Origin of the sequence: Shewanella sp. CG12_big_fil_rev_8_21_14_0_65_47_15 (assembly GCF_002783505.1) — a bacterium.
Classification (GTDB): domain Bacteria; phylum Pseudomonadota; class Gammaproteobacteria; order Enterobacterales; family Shewanellaceae; genus Shewanella.
On sequence record NZ_PFGL01000012.1, the window covers coordinates 1 to 19,055 of the forward strand.

General features: G+C 48.0%; 11 protein-coding genes. 5 read left to right on the forward strand and 6 right to left on the reverse strand.

From position 1 onward, the window contains the following. The 3 genes from COW15_RS03035 to COW15_RS03045 form a co-directional block, all read right to left on the reverse strand. Window positions 1-1,076 (reverse strand): PAS domain-containing methyl-accepting chemotaxis protein (locus COW15_RS03035; RefSeq protein WP_293629872.1); only part of this gene is annotated, 1,076 nt, incomplete at its 3' end. A 347-nt stretch (window positions 1,077-1,423) separates the two neighbouring features. Then, window positions 1,424-5,746: an alpha-1,6-glucosidase domain-containing protein gene (locus COW15_RS03040; RefSeq protein WP_293629874.1), complete on the reverse strand. Its 4,323-nt coding sequence runs from the start codon at window positions 5,744-5,746 to the stop codon at window positions 1,424-1,426. 105 nt (window positions 5,747-5,851) lie between these two features. Then, complete coding sequence (locus COW15_RS03045) at window positions 5,852-8,818, reverse strand: TonB-dependent receptor (RefSeq protein ID WP_293629875.1); 2,967 nt, start codon at window positions 8,816-8,818, stop codon at window positions 5,852-5,854. A 478-nt stretch (window positions 8,819-9,296) separates the two neighbouring features. On the opposite strand from COW15_RS03045, the gene COW15_RS03050 reads away from it, so the two are divergent. The 5 genes from COW15_RS03050 to COW15_RS03070 all read left to right on the forward strand — a co-directional run bounded on the left by COW15_RS03050 (window position 9,297) and on the right by COW15_RS03070 (window position 12,874). Next, a complete protein-coding gene (locus tag COW15_RS03050) occupies window positions 9,297-9,680 on the forward strand; it encodes a DUF3649 domain-containing protein (protein ID WP_293629877.1) in 384 nt (127 codons plus the stop codon). A 1-nt stretch (window position 9,681) separates the two neighbouring features. Beyond that, the gene (locus tag COW15_RS03055; protein WP_293629879.1) at window positions 9,682-11,379 is read left to right on the forward strand and encodes a PepSY-associated TM helix domain-containing protein; all 1,698 of its coding nucleotides are present in this window, start codon (window positions 9,682-9,684) and stop codon (window positions 11,377-11,379) included. Continuing rightward, on the forward strand, window positions 11,376-11,726 hold the full coding sequence (locus COW15_RS03060; RefSeq protein WP_293629881.1) for a DUF3325 domain-containing protein: 351 nt from the start codon (window positions 11,376-11,378) through the stop codon (window positions 11,724-11,726). The genes COW15_RS03055 and COW15_RS03060 overlap by 4 nt, the downstream gene beginning before the upstream one ends. Window positions 11,727-11,810: 84 nt before the next feature. Then, complete coding sequence (locus tag COW15_RS03065) at window positions 11,811-12,248, forward strand: OsmC family protein (protein WP_293629883.1); 438 nt, start codon at window positions 11,811-11,813, stop codon at window positions 12,246-12,248. A gap of 158 nt (window positions 12,249-12,406) precedes the next feature. After that, window positions 12,407-12,874 carry a hypothetical protein gene (locus tag COW15_RS03070; RefSeq protein ID WP_293629885.1) on the forward strand — a complete coding sequence of 156 codons (468 nt, stop codon included), beginning with the start codon at window positions 12,407-12,409 and terminating at the stop codon, window positions 12,872-12,874. A 106-nt stretch (window positions 12,875-12,980) separates the two neighbouring features. Here the strand turns inward: COW15_RS03070 and COW15_RS03075 are convergent, their stop codons facing one another. The 3 genes from COW15_RS03075 to thrC all read right to left on the reverse strand — a co-directional run bounded on the left by COW15_RS03075 (window position 12,981) and on the right by thrC (window position 18,999). Continuing rightward, window positions 12,981-16,265 (reverse strand): S41 family peptidase, encoded by a 3,285-nt coding sequence (locus COW15_RS03075; protein ID WP_293629887.1) that lies wholly within the window; start codon window positions 16,263-16,265, stop codon window positions 12,981-12,983. 238 nt (window positions 16,266-16,503) lie between these two features. After that, window positions 16,504-17,397, reverse strand: coding sequence for a transporter substrate-binding domain-containing protein (locus COW15_RS03080; RefSeq protein WP_293629889.1), 894 nt, complete (start codon window positions 17,395-17,397; stop codon window positions 16,504-16,506). A 318-nt stretch (window positions 17,398-17,715) separates the two neighbouring features. After that, window positions 17,716-18,999: a threonine synthase gene (gene thrC / locus COW15_RS03085; protein WP_293629891.1), complete on the reverse strand. Its 1,284-nt coding sequence runs from the start codon at window positions 18,997-18,999 to the stop codon at window positions 17,716-17,718. Window positions 19,000-19,055: the final 56 nt, after the last annotated feature.

Here is a 19,055-nt window from a genome sequence, read left to right on the forward strand (position 1 = left end):
TTGGTTTGATCGGCAATGGCGCGTATCACTTCTAGCACTTGGTGAATCGCATGGCTATCCTGCTCAATGGTCTGCACCACATCGGAGAAATGGCTGACCTGCACACTCAACTGATGGATTGCGTCGATCACGGTTTCTAAGCGTGAATGTCCCCGCTGCGCCGCCTGATGACTAGACACCATCTCAGAGGCCGTGCGATGAATGTTGCCCGTCACTTCGGCAAAACTGGCGCTCATTTGCTCCATCGCCGTTGCCGCCTGCGTCGTTTGCTCACTCTGGCTATCCGCATGTTCCCAAGTATTGGTAATGGTTTGTTTAAGGTTAACGCTCTGCTCTTGGATCTCGCTGGCAGAATCGGCCATGCGCCCGACCACACCGCCTATTTCAGTGATTAAAAATCGCAGGGCCAGATCCAACTTGCCTATTTCATCCTGCCGGCCGGTATACACTCCCATGGCGACGGGATCGTCAATGATATTAGTTGCTATCGACACCAGCCTTTGCAAGGGCTGCATCAGGTAGTACCAAGTGAGGCACGCAAGACTCATACCTGCTATAGCCGCCACTAGGGGGGAATAACTGGCGATCACAGCTGTGGAGATAATCGAAACCAGCATAGTCAGCAATATCTTACCGCTAAAACCTAGCCTATCTTTGCGCAAGGCCTTAGGTTGTTTACCCTGATTAATATCGCTGTAAATAGTCTCGGCGGCTTTGATCTGCTCGGGTGTCGCTTGGCGGCGAACGGATTGAAACTCGTGAATGACCCCATTCTCATACACAGGTGCAACATAGGCATTCACCCAATAGTAACCACCATGCTTAGTTTTATTTTTGACTATCCCCATCCAAGGCTTACCGCCCTTTATTCTTTCCCACAGGATTTTAAAGGCGGCGGGCATATCGGCATGGCGCACTATGTTGTGCGGACTGCCCTGCAACTCGTTAACACTAAACTCACTGATCTGCGAAAAGGTCTGGTTTACATATTTAATGTTGCCCTTAAGGTCGGTAGTTGACAGGAGAATGGCGTTATCAGACAGGTGTTTTTCACCCTTTGTAGAATGTGTTTGCATAGGTTATAGGGCAGACTCTCGGTAAAAAGATGAATGGCATTTTGCCAAAAGGACAAGCTGTCTACCTTGATTAAGCTCACAATGACAGTAGAAAAATTAACCAAAAGCTAAACAAGTAGTAACCGCTGAACACACTCTAATAAATAAAAACAAACAATTACGGTAAATCTAGCAACTCAAAAACCCATAATTTGTTTCGTACGCTGTTTTAAACGCTTCACCTACATAGAGTGAATCTCTGTCCCCTCCAGCTAAGCTCTATAAAAAACCACCTTAAGCTTGCACTTAAGGTGGTGTTACATTCACATCGTATCCACTGTGAGTGAACCGTGGCTCGCTGCGATAGTTTAGTTAACCTGAGTGACCGTTAAGCTTGGCGATTTAGGATCGGGCCCCGTCACAGTAAAGCGGTAAGTGGCCGCCGCTGGCGCATTAAAATGCATATTGGCGCCCTTAGAAGCCAAGACTTTTAACCCATCAAGCGTCACAGCTTCATCGCCCACCACAGCACCAAAATCGACACTAGACCAATCTGATGAGGCAATTTTAAACTCGTTATCCCCTGCTGCTAACACGATATCGACACTGTAAACCGAGGCGCCTTGGTAGGCTAACGTGTCCACTGTGCCCCAGCCATTCATGCCACCACGAATATAAACCGTGTTCGCACCAAACATCGCCGTTTTATACACGCTGAGTTTAGGTTCATTACGATTTGAAGCATCAAATACAAAGCTGTAGGTATCATCGCTGTCGAAGGTGATGCTCAGATTGCCGCCTTTGACCGCCAGCAATTTCTCTTGATTGAGCACAACGACACCATCGGCCTCACCAGTACCATAATCTACAGTAGACCAATCACTTGACGCGATTTTAAAACCCTTAGTACCCGCCGTGATGGCGAGATCAACGCGGTAAATCCCACCGCCCATATACTTGACTTCGTTATCCGTCCCCCAACCATTCATATCACCGCGCAGATACACAGGCGTGCCTACAAATGGCTCTTCGTTATAAACGCTTAATACTGGATGGTCCTTATCCGATGCATCGAGGGAGAACACATAGGTTGCCGTTATCCCCGCGGAAAAATGCAGATTCCCGCCCTTCGCTGCTAGCGCTTCGGCCACGCCTTCATCAACTTGCGCGACATCTGCATTAATAGCACCGAAGTCAACGGTATTCCAATCTGCCGAGGCAATTTTGAAATCATAGTCACCTGCATTCAGTTTGATGGCAATACGGTATTCGCCAGCGCCGACGTAGGCGAATTTATCGACTTCACCCCAGCCATTCATGCCGCCACGGACAAATACATCGGTACTGCCATAGGGCACAACATCAGGCGCACCAACAGTGGCATTTGCCGAGAGACCCGCCCCCTGAGCACCGTTTTGTTTTTTCACAAATACAGCCGTGCTGTAGGCCGGAACCGTAAATGTGCCTTCATCCACACCTTCACTAAAGCTTGCGCCGCGGATTTTGGCATCAACGGAGTTTGCTTGTACTTCGTGTAAGCTAAAGCCTGCTGCAGTCGGCACTGTGTGAGACTGCTCCGTTGCGCTGCCGTTGATCATCACCACGATGGCGTCGACTGCGGGGTCGAGATCGCTAAGACCCACACTGTCGTCAAGGCTCATGACGATGACGCCCTGTTGCTGACGTTTACCGACGTTATGGAATCCCACCCGCTCAATAATGGTCTGCTCATCGGTCAGGCGGAATAATGGGCTCTGATGGCGTATACGTAAAAACTCGTTAAATACCCCCGAAGCCAATTCGATATCCGACATGGACGCCGCCGCATTTGGGTTAGCAGAAATACCCGCAATCTGTGTCCATTTGCTGCTGTTATCCTGCGCGAGTGGTAAACCTACATTCCAGTTATTGCTGTTGTAGGTAAAGTCGACATAGTTAAACCAGTCACCCGAGTCATAGCTGTTTCTGTCCATCGATTTTGAGCGCAGCAAATCGCCGCCCATTTGCAGGAACGGCACCCCTTGGCTCAAGAGTGGAATACTGGCAGCCATATTTTGAACTCGAACACGACTTTCAATACTCAAACCAATGGCATGTTTATACTGCAGGATATCCCACAGGGTTTCGTTATCGTGCTTAGACACATAGTTAATACTGTCGGCAGGATCGAGGGCATAGGCACTCGGTTGTGAGTTCCAGCTAAAGCTACTGCCCTTAGCCGAATTGCCATTAAAGTCTTTGAGTACATAGTTTTGTAAGTTACCCGCCAATGATAAACGTAGGGTATCTTGATCCCGTAGGTAGTCATCCTTTGCCTCAGTCGCAAACAATGCGCCGCCACGCACCGCCTCACGAATTCTGTCATTAAAGGTGCCCACTTCGGAGCCTGCCATATTGGCTTGGGTTGCCTGTTCGAATAGACGATTATCGGCAACTTCACCAAAGTTCCATCCTTCACCGTAGAAGTAAGTGTCTGGATCGACGGCCTGAACAGCGGTTCTCGCATCGAGAATACCTTGCTTAGGCATGTGCCCCATCACATCGAAACGGAAGCCGTCATAGCCATATTCTTTGGCAAGCAAGACTAATGAATCCGTGACGAGTTTGCCCATCATTCGATGTTCTGTGGCGGTATTTTCACAACAGCTTGACTGTTCCATCGCCCCAGATACGGGGTCGTATCTGTGGTAATAACCAGGAACGACCTTATCGAGCACAGCGTTAGCATTCACGCCAGAAGCGCTAGTGTGGTTGTACACCACATCCAATACGACTCTCAGCCCCATATTATGTAAGGCTTGGTTCATTTCGCGCAGTTCAAGCACTCGCGCCGTACCCTCAGCCACTGTGGCATAACTGCCTTCAGGGGCAAAAAAGTGCTGCGGATCGTAACCCCAGTTAAAGCCATCTAAACCACGCATAGCATCCACTAATGCCTGCGCATCGCTTGAGCCGAGTAAGCTATTCGCCAGAATACTCTCTATCGTTGCTGACTTGTTTTGGGTTTTACAGGCATCGGCCGCATCATTGATTTTGCTGCATAACTTGGCCAGTGTGTCGGTCATTTCGATGCGTTCACTGGCATTTTCATTGACCGTCGCCATATCGGTGGCGGGCAACACATGGAAGTGCGTTAAGCCATTATCAACCAGCTTTTTAAGGTGCTCGACTGGCGCAGAGCCTTGCTCGGTAAAGGCCAAATATTTACCACGGTGGGCGGCACTGGTGCTCTGATCTCGAATACTAAAGTCACGGATATGCCCCTCGTAGATCACCGCATCTTCTGGGTGAGCAATAGCGGCAACGGTTTGGTTATCCCAGCCGTCTGGTTTAAGATCCACATCGTCCAAATTAATAAACTGGCTAAAACGGCCGTTACTCGACACATTTAAAGAATAAGGATCTGTGCTTTCTAGCGACTCCAGTTTTTTGGTCGTTGGATGGTACACACTGAGCGCATAACGATAATAGAGGCGATTAAGGCTAGCATCACCGCGATAGGACCAAATACCAGTGAGGCTATCTAAGGTCATGTTCTCAGTGCTTTTCAGTGTTTTATTGGCATCGTAGACTTTCAGTTTTACATCTTGGGCAGTTGGTGCCCACACTGAAGCAATAATGTTCGCCCCATCGTAAACCACACCGAGCGCAGCTTCATCAGCATCTTGGTCGCCCTGGGTGTAAAGATCATCAAGCACCTTGGCCGCTTGCACATAAGTTGCGCCAACGGGTTTGTTATCGGCATCGTAAGCGACTAATACTAATTGATCTTTTGCAATGGCTTTGGCTTCATCCGCAGTAAAATTAGCAGTATAAGCAGGCCAATCTGCCAGCACTGGCGATAACGCTTTTTGTGCATCACTTAAGGTCGCTGGCGTTAAGGTCACTTGGGTGCCACTGATCACATTATTATCATCGGCGGCGATATCGGCCTTAGCTGAATAATGCAATTTCACACTTGTTACCCCCTGCGGATCTTGGTTCCACACAAAGGTATTGCGATCTAACCAGTGGGCACTCATACCTGAAATAGAGAAACCTGTCTCAAGGATCGGATACTCATACACATCCGACTCGCCGTGGATGGTGAAATTCACGCGTACATAGGTCGCATCGTCCTGCACCAGGGACATAGTTAAGTTGTTTTTACCTAAGGCCTTACCCGCATCATCCGTACCGGCATGCACAATAAAGTTGCCGCAGGCACCATAACCTTCCTTCAGATTAAGGATCCAATAGGCGCCATAATTAGGATCAATACCATCGAAGGGATGGCCGTTGGCCCAATCGCTGGTATCAAAGGGAGCGGCATAGGCATCACACTTTTCATCGTTCCAAGTATGTAATTTGTACTTAGGATATTCAGGGTTACTCGCAGTATTGTTTTTATCTTTAATGCGGTTGTAATACAACACAGCCTGATTGGCCTGCGGAAATACGCTGGGCGCGGGTAATGAGGGATCTAAGCCGTTTATACAACTCTCGTTTTTAGGATCAGGGAATTTGGGCGCCTTACAACTGATAGGCGTAGGGGCAACGCAGCTTGTGCCCGTCGCATCTGGCACCATAGGCACATCGCAGGTTAATAACACTTTACCCGGTTCGGATGAATCGCTGCCGCCACAGGCCGAGAGTAAGCTCATACTCAGGGCTAAGGCCGACAGTTTAATCAGATTAGAGATACTCAACATGAGTGGTTTCTCCCAATTTGCGAATAAGGCGCCGTGATACTAAATGGCGCAACATTTAATGGATTTAGGCTCTGTGCGTTTAAGCACACCAACTGATGCAATGGATTACAGGGCATAGGTGAACCCCAGGAAAAATTCGCGGCCAAAGTATTGCAAGGTGCCGGTTTTCTGCTCGGTGCCGAAGTAACTCTTAGTCGGTTCATCTGTAAGGTTATTCACTTGAAACAGCACGTTTAAACCGTCCATTACTTGGTAGGAGGCTTGATAATCCATCACGGTTTCAGAATCGAAGTTCACCACTTGATCGTTAATCGCAACCTGTTCAGAAACAAAGGCATCACGGTAACGGGCACTGATACGGGTTTCAAAGCCCTCATAGCCGTAAAACAAGGTGGCACTGAGCACATTATTCGATAAACCCGGTAAAGATTGAGTCACACTGTCACCGCCTAGGCTAGTGATGGACTGCACCTCACTCTCGGTATAGGAATAACTGGCGTTAAAACCTAAACCGGAAAACAAATCGGGCAAGGAGGCAAACACTTGGGTGTAAGCCAGCTCTAAACCGCGAATGTATCCGCCCTCGGCATTGTTCATTGCAGTAGTGTAAGTGCCATTACTTGTTGCGGTTTGCACCCCAGTAACAGGATCGACAATGTAATCCGGCACGTTGAAGCCATTCCCCTTAAAATCGAAATTGGTGATAGCCACAGTATCAATAAAGGAGTCGATATTTTTGTAGAATAGCGCCGCGACAAAGGCGCCTTCATCAAAGTATTTCTCATAGGAAATATCATATTGATCCGCATAGAAAGGCTTTAAATAGGGGTTATTAGTACTAGAGCCATTGATGACGCCATCGCTATTAGCCGTTGCGCTCGCATCCCCCGCCAAGCGATTAATGGGCGGACGCGACATCACTTTAGCGGCCGCTAAACGGATTTGAGAATCTTCAGTGATCTTAAAACTGAGGTTAAGGGAAGGTAGATAATCAACATAATCTATCCCTTTGATTTTAGGTGCATAGTAGTTATTCACTATGCCTAAATCATCGACAATATACTGAGCACCAAGTTCGGGATGTGCGCCGACATTCTCTAAGACAGTTGCAGATTGGTCGGTATCAACACGGCGTAAACCGAGATTCCCCGTGACAGGAATACCGCCGATCTCAGTATCAAAATTGACCATGGCATAAGCCGCAAACACCTTTTCGAACACCTCACCACTTTGCAATACGGTCCAAGAATAGTTAGTGGTATAGCCCTTAGCATCGAGTACACCATCGGCATTACCCCAAGTTTGTACTGGCTGTGGGATACCTTCAGGGAACCAAGCCGCTAGCGCCGCGTCGAGGTCAATGGCGAGATAGGATGGGAAATAACTGAACTCCCCCTGCCAATCGACGACCGAAGCCATATCAGACGTCAGCTTGAGTGGCGGCTCGGCGCTAGAGAAAGCGCCATCATTGCCATATTCAAATACCGAGCGGCGATTGGAGTAATTGCGATCCGAGTAACGCACGCCAAACTCTACTGAGCTAATGTAATCATTCTCAAGGTCGTATTTAAAATCAAGGCGATAAGCCTTTACCGCATCTTCATTCTCATAGGGATAGATGCCGTACTTACTCACCATCACCCGATCCAGATCGGTGAAGGCATCTGCTTGATTAAAGCCCACATCGGGCAGATTAAGCCCGTTAAGTTGATAACTAATCGAGACATTCTCATCGAAAACTGGGGTGTCGGCATTAGCATCAACGGCAACGTTCGCCCATAGCAGGCCATTCCTAAAGTTACTTTTGGCAGAGGAATAGGAAATATCGGCGGCGACATTCAGTCTGTCTGTCACTTGCCAGTCAGCATTTAAACCAAAGCTATTCACTTCATCAAAATCTTGGTTATCGTCGTTGACAGTCTCAACTCGGGTATAGCTCTTTGAGGTACGATTAAAGGTTCCGCCAATAACAGAATTGCCATCGAGTACAGGATTGGCAATCGCAGCGCCTGAGCCACCAAACTTAACCCTGAATCCTCGGGCAAAGGATTCGCTATCGAAACGTGATAAAAATGCATCGGCCTTGAGCTTAAAATTATCCCTAGGTGCCCACTCAATCGCGCCCATATAACCGTTACGCATTTCAACACCACCGAGGTGCTGTAGCTCAAAACCCTCGCTGATGTACTCATTCGCCGGGAAATCAATCGAACCGTTGGTATCATTAGTCTGTCCATCGACTTCTTTGCTGTCGTTATAGGCCAAGCCGATAAATTGGGTCGCGACACTGGGTTGTTTTAGACGGGCATAACCTAATGCCACGCCTAAGGTATCGTCGAAAAACTTACCCTGATAAGAAATACTCAATCTGTGGCCATATTCGTCAGCACCGTACACTTCACTGGCTCTGTCGTTATACATACCGCGGGCATTAACCAGAAAACTATGGTCTTTATCGGATTGCAGTGGGCTGACTGTTTGCAGTTCAACTGTGCCGGCAACGCCGCCTTCAATGAGTGAGGCTTTAGGGGATTTATACACAGCGGCGGATGAAATCAACTCAGAGGGGTATTGATCGAACTCGATACTACGAGTCCCACTCGTCGATACCTGTTCACGGCCATTTAAGGTTGAAAAAACAAAACCGCCGGACATACCGCGAATGTTAATTTCCGCCGCTTGTCCGCCGGTACGAACCGCTGAAATACCGGGTAAGCGGGTCAGCGCATCCGCCATTGATACATCGGGTAAGGCGCCCAGATCATCGGCCGATAATTGCTCTGAAACCGTGTCGCCGTAGCGCTTAGCATCGAGGGAATCAATCAGACTTTTGCTGTAACCTTTAACCTCAATACGTTCGATATTTGCCGCTTCATCGCTGGCTTTTTTGTTGGTTTCGACGCTCTTAGTATTCGGGTTGGTATCGTTTTCTATATTGTCGTCTTGAGCTTGTTTAGCCTCCTGTTGAGTTGGCGTGGCCTCTGCAGCAAAGGCTAACTGCGGTGTATACACCACACTAAAGCCTGCCGCCGCGAGAGCCATGGTCAAGACGCTGAGTTTACAATGACGCATTTGGCATTCCCCTATGTCATAACGACTTGTTTTAAACCCATGTTCTATTCACCACATCAATCCAAGAAACATAGGGCAATCAAAGTGTCATACTAACGGTGTAGCGTTTTTCGCCTCAATGGGATGCATACGTATTCATAACTTTCCATTCACAATATATTAACCTTCTGTTTTTAACCTTTGATTTAAAAGCTTTATATCCAATGCTAGAAACACACAAAAGCACAACTTAGTAACAATCCGCACCTCCGTTAGCCCAAGATCACATTTTTATATTTGAATCTAAATGATATCGTTTATCATTTTATCTGACTGAGTTATACTTCTCGCGATTAGCTATTCCCTGTTATAGGAATACATTCGCCGTTAAGCCGAGTCTTCTGTGGTTAAGCTAGAAAGCCCAAGCACACTTTGCAGAATGAACCGTAGCGAATAGCCATAGCAGACCCCTATTGGCTCGGAATGAGAAGTGGTACTTATGTCTAATACACCCGCGTTTGAAACATCAACGCAATCACCTGCAGCTCAAATGCGCTCGTTCTCATTGATTTCACGGGGGATTGTGCAGATTGTGCAATGGTTTACGCAAGAGCAATCGCTATTTGCTTTCAAGGTCTTTGCCCGTGCGAGCGCAGCACTGCTGGCGGGCTATATTGCTGCCGCAACTCTGGCCAGCCTACTGACATTAGTACTGCCCATGCCACGATTCGAGAGCACTTTAACGGCCAATATGTTGTCCTTTTTGTTCTATGCCATCGCCATTATTTACGCCTTTTGTGTACGTCAAACCTGGCATGCTTGGCGAGATTTAGGCCTAGTGAGTTTGTTATGTTTTGGGTTGATTCAGGTGTGTGGACAATAGGATGAAAGAGACATTTTTTAGAACCTTATCTTGGTTACATACCTGGGCAGGTCTGCTGGTTTGCTGGGTACTACTGCTCATTTTCTTTGCGGGTAGTTTGAGCTATTTCCGCCATGAGATCAGCCTCTGGAATGAGCCCGAATTACATCAAGGGGTTTATCAAGACTATCAAGCCGATACACTCGCAAACCAGCTGGATAAAGGCCAAGATTATATCGCTGCGCATTCGCCCGAAACGGCGCAGCGCTGGATGATCAACTTCCCATCCGAGCGTAAACCCTTTTTAAGTTTTAGCTGGCAGCTGCCGCCGGAAAAAGGTCAACGCCGCGGCAAGACTGAAGAGCACGTGACCCTCGCCGACGGCAGCGGCATGGTCTCAGAGGTGCGGGGCAGTCGCGGCGGCGATTTCTTCTATCGGTTGCACTTTGATTTGCATTATATGCCAGCCATCACGGCCCGCTATATCGTCGGTGTTTGCACTATGTTTATGCTAATTGCCCTTATCAGCGGCATAGTGATCCACAAGCGGATCTTCAAAGATTTGTTCAGTTTTAGACGGGACAAGGGCGTCCGCTCTTGGTTAGATGCGCACAATGTAAGCTCAGTTATCGCCCTGCCCTACCATTTGATGATCACTTATACTGGCCTTATCACCCTGATGCTGATCTATATCCCATGGACTGTGGATACCGCCTATTCCGGTGACAACCAAGCCTTCTTAAAAGAGCTGAATCCCGCTAGACAAACCGAGAAGGCCGCGGGGATTAGTGCGCCACAGGTGCAACTGAGTCAATTACTGCCGCAGGTGCAAGCCGCCTGGGGCGATGCGCCAATTAAGCAAGTGATAGTGTCATACCCTAAGGATCAAAATAGCCAAGTGACCTTCTACCAAAACACAGGTAAAGATGTGACCGATGAGGCCAACATCTTGATATTTAATGGCGTTAATGGTGAGCTTAAGTATGCCAGCCCGCAGGAAGCCTCGGGAGTGTCCGCCACCTACGACACTATGATGTCGCTACACACGGCGCGTTTTGCCGCCCCACTATTACGAATATTATTCTTTTTCTGCGGCTTATTGGGCTGCGCTATGGTCGCAACAGGCACTTTGATGTGGGCCATTCGTCTACGGCAGAAACAGCAAAAAGAAATTGATAAAGGCGAGAAACCGAGCTTAGGACTGCGTTTGGTTGAAGGGTTAAACTTCATGTTTATCTTAGGCTTACCTTTAGGCGCTGTAAGCTTCTTTTACGCAAACCGTCTGCTATCGACAAACTTTGCAGGCCGCTCTGAATGGGAAGTTCACAGTTTCTTTATCGCCTTGGTGGCAATGGGGGTGTGGGCTTGCTTTGGCCGTTCACGTCGTCAGTGGCAAAGGGCATTAATACTCACAGGAACCTTGTGCTGCGCACTGCCCGTGCTCAATGCCTTCACATCGCCAAGCAATCTCATCGATAATATCCAATCCCAGCAATGGGCTTTAGTCGGGTTTGATCTGCTCGCCATCCTGCTCGGCGGCGCTATGCTATTTGCCAGTCAAAGATTAACTTTGATTGCAAAAGCCCCCGCTAAACGCCCAGCAAGACCCGCATCCAATGCAACGAATGCCAAGGCCGATAAGGCGCGCCGCGGCGAGCCACAAACATCCTTAGCCAACGAACTTACCTCGCCGTCTTCATTGGAGGAAGCCAAATCATGATGCCAGAATTTATCCCCATACTTGGGATCTTAGGCTTGAGTTATCTCTCCCTCGCCCTGTTCGCCTTAGCTAAGTTTGGCCATTTTAAGGATGTGTTTAATCGTCCCCCGGCTCAGTGGCAGAGCCGCCTATTAAGCTTATTTGCATGGCTATTGCTGATGTTCAGTTTAAGTGCCTGCGCTAGCGATCAAGGCTGGGCCTACGGGAGCATTTTGTTTATGGGGATCATTTCCCTCGCGGCAATGCTGGTCATACTGACGTTAAGCTACAGCCCGCGCCATTTACCGATTGGCATAGTCACAGGCAGCGTACTCACTAGCAGTCTGTTACTGAGCGCTGGGTTATAACTTCGAGTTCACTTAGTGCAGGTCATGGATAAGTGAACACCGCTAGGCTATAGTGCCCTGATGTCCTTCAGATAGGAGAAAATAATGGGCTTTAATTTAACGGTTAACTGGCAAACTTCCCCCGCAGAAGAAGGCGAGTTTTGCCGAGATCACAACATTACCTTTGGTAGCGGTCAAACCATTCAGGCTTCATCCGCGCCGGAATACAAAGGCAATGGGCAGAATGTAAACCCAGAGGAAAGCCTGCTGGCGGCATTATCCTCATGCCATATGTTAACCTTTCTCGCGATTGCACATCTTAAGCGCTTACCCGTGATGTCCTATGTGGACAATGCCACGGCAGAGCTAGGTAAAAATGATGCGGGCAAATTAGCCGTCACCAAAATGGTGCTCAATCCTAAAGTGGTATTTGCCGAGGGTGTTGAAGTCAACCGAGAAACGATCGAAAAAATTCACGAAAAAGCACACGCTAATTGCTTTATTGCCAATAGTTTAGCGACAGATATTCACATCAAGTTTTAAGCTATTAGGGCAAGTTTGAGCTTAAGCTTGCTTGCCCAACGTCTTTTACCCTGCTTAAATTACACGCTATTCAGCTTAGGTCTAGCCTTTTTACCGTACGATACCTCACATCAATTGAGTGACTCGATTTATCAGTCTCGATTTAAAAGAGGTAAGCCATGCATATCCAATCTAACGCTAATGTCTCAAGCATAAATGCAAGCAAATACATCAATGCCAACAATTCTGCACCTTGGCTGGATCCGACCCAAACGAATTTGCCGCCCGCGTCCTCGGAAACAGTGACTATCTCGAGTGAAGCAAGGCAACTTGCGCAAATTGAGGCTCACGCCGAAGAGAAGACAGAGTCCACTCCACTACCCAGTGTGCCGGATATGCCGCAGATTGGGGGCAACATCGAAAAATATCTTGCCTTTCAAGAAGCTAGGATGAAGTATCAGGTCGTATCCGATATGACGAACATCGCAATAGGGAATAGCGAAGGGATTTCAGCCCCGACGGCCTATTATCTAAGCAATAACGAAGAGGCTAGGACCGCGAGTGTCAATCACCTCGCATATCAACAACAAATAAACACTATGCAAACCTATGTAGAAGCGAGTAACGATGTTGATGAATGGGCATAAAAATGGGTGTTGTCTCGGGAACTACAAGACAACACCCTAACTTTGTACCTAAGCATCTTAACCTAGATAGCTTAAATTTCAGTTAAATACTGAATTTAAACATCTACTACTTAGCTTTAATGTCCTGGGCCATTCCTTTTGCCGGCATAGGCTGCGCTTTTAAGGCTGGAACGGGCTGCTTAACCAATTCATCCTTCAAATAGCTTATTGCCGTCTCAAGCTGTGCATCTTTACCGTTAAAGGTGGCGAAAGGTAAGTTATCGACTTCGATATCCGGCGTTACGCCATGTCCTTCCAGCACCCAGCGACCATCCATTGCATACTGTGGATACTCCGCCACCCGCGCCATCCCTTTATCGGTCAACGCATTACGCCCAGATAACCACACGCCCGCCCCTGCCGTTTGTTTACCAATTAGCGGTGCAATACCCAGCGCTTTAATCCCCGCGGAGAAGGTTTCACCATCGGAATAGGTCAGCTCATCGGTTAACACCACTAAATGGCCGCGGAAGGTTTGCTGCATATTGGTGTTTGGCGTGCCGTGGGTCGGTTGCCAAAACGCCCAAGCGCGGCGCAATAGCTTCTCGATAATCCAACTGTCAATATTGCCGCCGCGGTTACGGCGAACGTCGATAATCAAACCGTCTTTGTCGTAATTGGCATAGAATTCACGGGCGAAACTTTCGATGTCACCGCCGCCCATAGCATATAAATGCAAATAACCCATCTTGCCCTGACTCGCATCCTCGACCACAGCCGCATTATGGCTCACCCAATCTAAGTAACGTAACTGACTGTCCACCATGGTACTGACGGGCATGACGATGGTTTTATGGGTTTGGCTGCCACGCTTAAGCTGCAGCAAGACTTGCTTATCCTGTTGATTGCGTAAAAGGCGCGTGACGTCGGCCACGTTCGCCACTGGCGTACCATTGATAGCCAGTAACATATCGCCTTCTTTAGCATCGACTTCGATACGATTTAACGGTGAAGCATTAGCAGGTAACTCAGGATCGTTACTGTAAATATGCGCAATTTTAACGCCATCTGCAGTCTGTTGTAGGCGCGCACCTAGGCTCGCCGCTTTGGCTGCATCGGGATCTTGGGGTAAATCACCACCGCGCACCTGCGAGTGCAAAGAATCTAACTCGCCCATCATTTGCATGAAGATGTCATTCAGTTCGTTACGATCGGTCAGGCGATCGAGCAAAGGTTGATACTTAGCTTTGGTCGCTTGCCAATCGAGGCCGCGCATCTTCTTATCGAAGAAAGATTCCCTGTGCATCAACCAGGCATCTTCAAACATTTGCTGCCATTCAAGCTGGGGAGAAATCGCTAACTGCCATTGTTCCGTTTGCACTTTGGCATTATCGGTATCGCCTAATTTATCGCCGCCATCAACAATCAGGAGTGATTTCTCATTACTGTGCTTACGTAGCATCAGCTTTTTACCATCGACAGCAACCTCATATTGGCCAATGTCCTCGGCAAATACCTCGGCTTTAGGGCTTAATCGGTCAAATTTGATGGTCATTAAATTAGGGGCCACATCGTCGCCAATAGCTTGATCTAACAGATAAAGCCTATCATCGACGGCGCGCAATTCACTGTAATTACCTGAATCGACGGGCACTTGCCATAAACGCTGGGAGATCCCCGCCCAATCGATTTTCACTGGACTCGGTTTATCCTTAGCATCGGTTTTTTCAACTTGATTAGATTCGAGTTCATTGGGTTTACTAAAGGGGAATTTGGCATTTTTGACCAGTGCGATGGCAAAAATTTGGCTGCGTTTATCAAACACTGGGCCCATATTTCTATCGCCCCAGGGTGAACTCGGCGTGGCGCTGAATTGACGGTTTGACAGGAAATATAGCCACTGGCCGTCACTGCTAAAGGTTGGCGAATAGGACTCGTATTTGTCGCTGGTGAGCGTCTCGGCCTTATTTTCATCCACAGAATACAGGACGATTTGCGGTCTTTGTTTACCGATTTCCGACTTAGTTAATGCAATAAAACGGCTGTCACCGGACCAGCGGATATCGGCGTAAGGCCCAAGTCCCTCACCGTTAGTAATGATTTTTTGATTGATATTTTTCTTTAAGTCGAGCAGCCAAACGTTACCATCGTTATCGTCATGGGCGATAAATCGACCGTCATTGGACAAATTCAGACTCATTCTTAAAGTATGACCATCTTTGGTCAACTGTTTAGCGCCACTGCTGCCATCGGCGGGGAATTGCCAAATTTCCTGCTGGCCCGTCATATCGCTAATCGCATAAACCGACTTGCCATCTTTACTAAGCACAGCTTCCCTAACGCGATAGGTCCCAGGTAGCGCCACTTGTACTAAACGCGATCCATCGACACCCGCGATTGCCACGTGGCTGCGGGCGGTGATCACCACTTTATCGCCCGCTGGAGCTAAATTAGTCGAAGAAGCATAATCCATAGGATCTGTCACCCAGTGCTCACGGCGCTCGGCAAAATCGGAAGTGAGTTCGATATTGAGTAATGCGTCTTTCGCGGCCGCAATATCAAACACATGGATATCCGCGCCTAACTGGAAGACCACTTTGCCTTGATCCATCCGCGCGCCGCGGACTTGCCAATCTTTAAATTGGGTCAACTGTTTTGCATCTGAACCATCGAGCGCCATTGACCAGAGGTTGTCGTTACCATCGCTGTCGCTGATAAAATAGAGTCTGTCTTGCCATAGCATAGGTTGACGCACAGAGCCGTCGTGCTGGCCGCTAAGCAACTGGGCTTCGGTTTTGCTACCGAGTTTAAAGCGCCATAATTCGCCCTTTGCGCCGCCACGGTACACTTTGGCGTTATCGCCAGTCACTTGTAGACCAAAGCGGGTGAAGTACACGTATTCGTTGCGATCATCAATCACACCTTCGACCGCATCGGCTAAGGGTAAATCTGTGGTGGTAAGGGTTTGAGGATCGACGCTGCGCAGCATCCAATTATTCGCAGGACCAAAACCAGTGTCGGTAGAATATAAAATCTCGCCTTTGGCGGTCCAACCCTGAACCCGCACACGGCTATTCTCGAAACTCACCCGTTTAGCCACACCGCCCGTAATGGGGATCATATACACTTCGCTCGCGCCTTCATAGTTGGCAACATAAGCAACCCACTTGCCATCGGCGGAAATGGTCGCACCTAGCTCCTCTGCGGGTAAACTCGTTAAGCGAGTCGCCGCTTTTTGGCCTAAGGTCTGAGTCCATAAATCGCCTTCAGCGGTAAAGACTAAGGTTTGATCCTGCAGGGCTGGCGCGCGGTAATAGCCTTGATTATTCACGGCAGTGGCAGCGATGGCGTGGGCCGCAGTTAAAGTGCCGAGTGCGAGCATACAGCAGGCGACGGAATGACGAAGTTTCATAAATGGCCTTTATCCTATTGTTATTGTTAGCAACGGAACCTTTGCGTGGACTGTGTAATAAACTTTTGTAATGAGCTTTTGTAATGCACTTTTGCGCAATGTGCGTTAATCAAACTCAGGGTTTGATAATTTAGCCCATCAAGCTAGCAGAATTTGATAGAGAGTTCAGTAACTTCAAAACGAAGAAGTTTTAGCAAATGTGTCATAGCGTTACCATCAAGGATACACAAGAAATCACTCAGTGATTATCGCGCAATTGGGGATAAATCAAAGCTAAGGCATACCAAGCCTCTTGAGTAGGGTGCTGACGACTCATATTGGTTTGTTGCGCGAGGGAGATCTGCTGCCATTTATGTAACACTCTGGCGATTTCGCCATTATCTTTCAAAGTACGGATGGCATGATTTATCTGTGTGAGCTGTAAAGCTGACATACTCACCTTACTGAGCATCAGATGGATTGGATTTTCCTCTAATACTAATTTGAGAGGTGCTAGCCTGACGCCTTGGTATTGGCTGGCAATATAGGGAACTGCCATAGAGTCACCTATGATTAAGTCTGCACGACCGTGATAGAGCATTTGTACAGATTTATCGAGACTGGGACTCAAGACTAATAATTGCGCTTGCTCGAGTCGCCCCTGAGAATCATGGTAATCATTGCCATACCAACCACTTGTCGGAACGAGCAAACGCAATTTTTGGGTAAAGATATCCTGCCATTGGCCCAAGTGAATTTGTTCTTTTTTCTCATCCAATACAAAGAGGCGTACTTCTTCATTTCGATAGTCTTCGGAGAATAATGCATATTCTTGCCGGTCTTGGGTCTTAGTGGCCCCCATCATCATATCGAGAGTGCCAGCCTTTAACATTTGATGTGAACGTTTAGCGGGCACGTTGATAAAACTCACGTCACAGCCTAGAAATTGAGCAAATGAACGCATCAATTCGACATCGAGTCCCTGCGCCTCACCTTGGGGATCTTGCCATGCGTAGGGAGCCCAATCGTTATAGCCGACTTTAATAGGATTAGGGCAGGCAAAAGCGGCCGTTGCTGGCGACGCACTGTGGGCGGGTAAGACGTAGATAAACCATATAAAAATACAGCTCAGTTTCAACCTTGATATAGGCACAATTTGAGCCCCGCAGGTAATAGCACACTCTCAATAACAAAAGCGTCAAATCCAATGACGCTAAATCCAGAGGGTTTTCCCTAACCTTTAATAAGGGTAGTCCGCACATGGGATTGGCGCCATAAGCGAAATATCTTCCTCAATAAACGCTCATTTACAGCATCAAAGTGTGTCGGTATTCAGCAGGCACAAGCAAAAAGGGAGCATAGCTCCCCTTCTATACAAACTCGCCATTCATGTATCTAAACAACTGATCCTTATTATGCTACATCGCAGGATACAGTGATCTAGAATTCGAAACGGCTATTTAGCCTAAGACTAGGCGAGCACGGTCAATAAATGCGCCTTCAATTTGGCAAAATCTGCGGGTAACTCTGCAGATAAAATTGTCTTAGTCGCCACAGCCTCAAGCTCGGCAGGCAGGGGTAAATCAAGCTTTAACTCCCTATCCACTACGTCCTTAAATTTAGCGGGATGCGCCGTCCCTAGAAATATGCCCACTTCGTCGGGCACTAAGGTTAAAGATAACGCCTTAGCCGCGATCGCCGCATGGGGCTCAGACACATAACCTTGAGCATATAACTCGGCTAATGCCTGTGAGGTTTGCTCCTCGGATAAACAGATCCCCACTAAATTACTCAGTGGCCAGCCTAACTTCTCACAAATGGCCTCTACCCGCGGCCAGTTACTGGGCTCACTCACATCCATCGCATTAGACATAGTCGCTTGAGTCGGATTGGGCTGCCATTGACCGTTTTCTAAGTAACGCGGCACAGTATCGTTAGCATTGGTGGCGGCGATAAAGCGTTTAACCGGTAATCCCATGGCTTTGGCAAATAATCCTGCCGTCAGGTTACCAAAGTTACCGCTTGGCACTGAAATCACAGGATCGGCACTATGGCGCTGTTTAGACTGGGCAACGGCTTCAAAGTAATAACAAATTTGTGCGAGCAAGCGGCTGATGTTGATAGAGTTCGCCGAGTTTAAGCTCAGCCCATCGCGGACTTCTGGATCATCGAAGGCGCGTTTAACCAGATCTTGGCAGGCATCAAAGTCAGACTCTATGGCGACTGTGTGAATATTTTTGCCTAACGTCGTGAACATCTTCTCCTGTAATTCGCTAATTTTGTCCTTAGGATAGAGCACCACCACATTGACTTTCTCAAGCCCATAAAAGGCATCGGCAACCGCTGCGCCAGTGTCGCCCGAGGTCGCAGTCAAAATGGTTAAGCGTGTGTCGCCGACAAAGGCATTGACACACTGCGCCATAAAACGCGCGCCAAAATCTTTAAACGCCAGTGTTGGACCGTGGAACAATTCGAGGCAAGCGCGCTGCTCATCGACGGCAACCAAAGGTAACTCGAAGTTAAAGGCACGCTCAACCAGTTCATCGACCGCAGCTTGGCCTAATTCAGAGGCAAGCCATGCGCCGAGCACCTTTTTACTGCGCTCAACAAATGGCAATGCCAGTAGCCCTTCAATATCGTCTAATACCGGAATTTGGGTGGGGAAGAACAAACCTCTGTCTTTACCTAACCCCAGTTGTACCGCTTCCTTAAAGCTCACTTTCTGCGAAGGGTGTTTTAAATTATACAGTTCCATGATTACTCAACCTTTTGATGCTAAAGCTTAAATTTGAATCTTTGGGGTACTTGGTC

Coding starts and splice junctions, on each gene's coding strand:
- COW15_RS03040 (WP_293629874.1), bottom strand. CDS start 5,746: ATGTTGAGTATCTCTAATCTGATTAAACTGTCGGCCTTAGCCCTGAGT.
- COW15_RS03045 (WP_293629875.1), bottom strand. CDS start 8,818: ATGCGTCATTGTAAACTCAGCGTCTTGACCATGGCTCTCGCGGCGGCA.
- COW15_RS03050 (WP_293629877.1), top strand. CDS start 9,297: ATGTCTAATACACCCGCGTTTGAAACATCAACGCAATCACCTGCAGCT.
- COW15_RS03055 (WP_293629879.1), top strand. CDS start 9,682: ATGAAAGAGACATTTTTTAGAACCTTATCTTGGTTACATACCTGGGCA.
- COW15_RS03060 (WP_293629881.1), top strand. CDS start 11,376: ATGATGCCAGAATTTATCCCCATACTTGGGATCTTAGGCTTGAGTTAT.
- COW15_RS03065 (WP_293629883.1), top strand. CDS start 11,811: ATGGGCTTTAATTTAACGGTTAACTGGCAAACTTCCCCCGCAGAAGAA.
- COW15_RS03070 (WP_293629885.1), top strand. CDS start 12,407: ATGCATATCCAATCTAACGCTAATGTCTCAAGCATAAATGCAAGCAAA.
- COW15_RS03075 (WP_293629887.1), bottom strand. CDS start 16,265: ATGAAACTTCGTCATTCCGTCGCCTGCTGTATGCTCGCACTCGGCACT.
- thrC (WP_293629891.1), bottom strand. CDS start 18,999: ATGGAACTGTATAATTTAAAACACCCTTCGCAGAAAGTGAGCTTTAAG.